The sequence below is a fragment of the Ornithinimicrobium jinqii genome (assembly GCF_045032595.1).
In the GTDB taxonomy this organism is placed as follows: Bacteria; Actinomycetota; Actinomycetes; order Actinomycetales; family Dermatophilaceae; genus Ornithinicoccus.
The window spans coordinates 1-1,963 of sequence record NZ_JBJFZS010000060.1 but is presented as its reverse complement, the minus strand read 5'-3'; the positions used below and the strand labels follow the sequence as shown (position 1 = coordinate 1,963).

General features: G+C 71.0%; 2 protein-coding genes. Both read right to left on the bottom strand.

From position 1 onward, the window contains the following. The coding region (istB, locus tag ACI3ET_RS16290; protein ID WP_405034119.1) for an IS21-like element helper ATPase IstB at window positions 1-680 on the bottom strand (680 nt) is incomplete at its 3' end. Further along, window positions 677-1,894 carry an IS21 family transposase gene (istA, locus tag ACI3ET_RS16285; protein WP_405034118.1) on the bottom strand — a complete coding sequence of 406 codons (1,218 nt, stop codon included), beginning with the start codon at window positions 1,892-1,894 and terminating at the stop codon, window positions 677-679. The genes istB and istA, both read right to left, overlap by 4 nt. Between the last annotated feature and the right edge of the window lie 69 nt (window positions 1,895-1,963).

The following is a 1,963-nucleotide window of genomic DNA, read 5'->3' as shown; positions in this document are numbered from 1 at the left end:
ATCGCGGCGGCCACGACCTGGTCTCCGAAGACGCCGGCCCAGGAGCTGAACGGCAGGTTGGACGTCAGGATGAGGGAGGCGTGCTCGTACCGGGATGAGACGAGCTGGAAGAACAGGTTGGCCGCGTCCTGCTCGAAGGGTAGGTAGCCGACCTCGTCGACGATGATCAGGCCGTAGCGGCGCAGCCGGGTCAGCTCGGCGGGAAGCCGGGAGCGGTCGTGGGCCTCGCTCAGGCGGGCGACCCAGTCGGTGGCGGTGGCGAACAGGACCCGGTGTCCTTGCCGGGCGGCGCTGACTCCGAGGGCGGTGGCCAGGTGGGTCTTGCCGGTGCCCGGTGGTCCGAGGAGGACGACGTTGCGGTGCTCGGCCAGGTAGGCCCCGGAGGCCAGGGCCTGGATCGGGGTGCGGGCACCGGGCTGGTGGTCGAAGTCGAAGTCCTCGACCGTCTTGACCGCACCGAAGCCGGCGGCGCGGATGCGCAGCCGGGCGCCGGAGGCGTTGCGGGCGGCGACCTCGCGCTCCAGGACGGCGGCCAGGTAGTCCTCGTGGGTCCACCCGGCGTCGCGGGCGTGGTCGGCGAGCCGCGCGGCGGACTCGGTGATCCGCGGTGCTTTCAGTGCGGCGGCCAGGTGGGTGATCTGCTTGAGCGTCTCGGTCGCGGGAGCGGGCTTGGTGCTCACGATGGGTCCACCTGGTCGGTGTCCAGGCCGAAGGCCCGGTCGTACTCGCCCAGGTCACGCACCAGATCCTCGTCCGGCGACGGTGGTGGGGCAGGGTGCTGGTAGGCGTGCCGCAACCGGGCGGCGGTGGTTACGTGGGCGGGGTCGGTGACGGTCATGCCGCGGGCCCAGCGGCGTGGGTGCTGGGCCACCAGGCGGTCGCCGTGGCGGACCTGGACGGTGTCCAGGTCGGCGGACACGTCGACGCGGGCCCCGATCGACCTCGGGTCCACGGAGTAGTCGGATGTGTCGACGCGCACGTAGTAGTCACGGCCCAGGCGCACGTGGTTGCGCCACCCCAGGTGCAGCAGGGCCGGCGGCAACGCCAGCATCGCGTCCTTGTCCGCGGTGAGGAGGTCGACCGGGCGCGCCTTGGTCGTGCGCACCACCCGGGCGTTGGCGGTGCCCAGCCAGTGGGTGAACTGGTCGTTGAAGTCGGCCGGGGACCCGAAGTGCCGTCCGGGCATGAAGGATGTCTCGAAGAAGCGGTTGCGGCGCTCGACGATGCCCTTGGACTCCGGGTCCCGCGGCGGCAGCAGCACCACCTTGGTGGCCAGGGTCCCGGCGAACACGGCGACCGGCTCGGTCACCTTCCCCCGTCCGATACCGGGTTCGTTGTCCCAGATCAGCCGGCGCGGCACCCGACCGAGCTGTTCCAGCAGCGACCAGGTCCCGAGCAGCAGGTCCGGTGTCTTGCGGGTCGGGATCATCCGGCCGAGCATGAACCGGGAGAACGCGCTGGTCATCACCAGCACCGGCAGCAGGGTGCGGGAGCCGTCCTCGAGCAGGATCTTGCGCGGCGGGAACCACAGGTCGCACTGCGCGACGTCCCCGGCCGCCCAGGTCAGCCGGTCGGCCGGGTCGATCGGGCGGTGGTCCGCCCGCAGCCTGTTCACGTTGTCGCGGAACCAGCGGATCGAGCCGGTCCACCCGACCCGCTCGGCCAGCACCGTCGCGGGCATGTCCGGGGTGTCCGCCAGCAGCTGACGCACCCGTGGCTCGAACGGGGTGAACGACGTCGCTGCCGGCGCCCGTTCGTACCTCGGAGGGTCGCCCGAGGCGATGGCCTTGATGACCGTCGTCCTGCAGATGCCCAACCTCCTGGCGATCCTGGCCTTCGGCACGCCCTCAGCGGCCAGCCTCCTGATCAACGCCCAGTCCTCCATAGTGATCACACTCCAATCGTCGGCAGAGTGTCCACTTTTCGAGCGCCGCTACTGTCTAGTTTTCAAGCGCCGCCGACA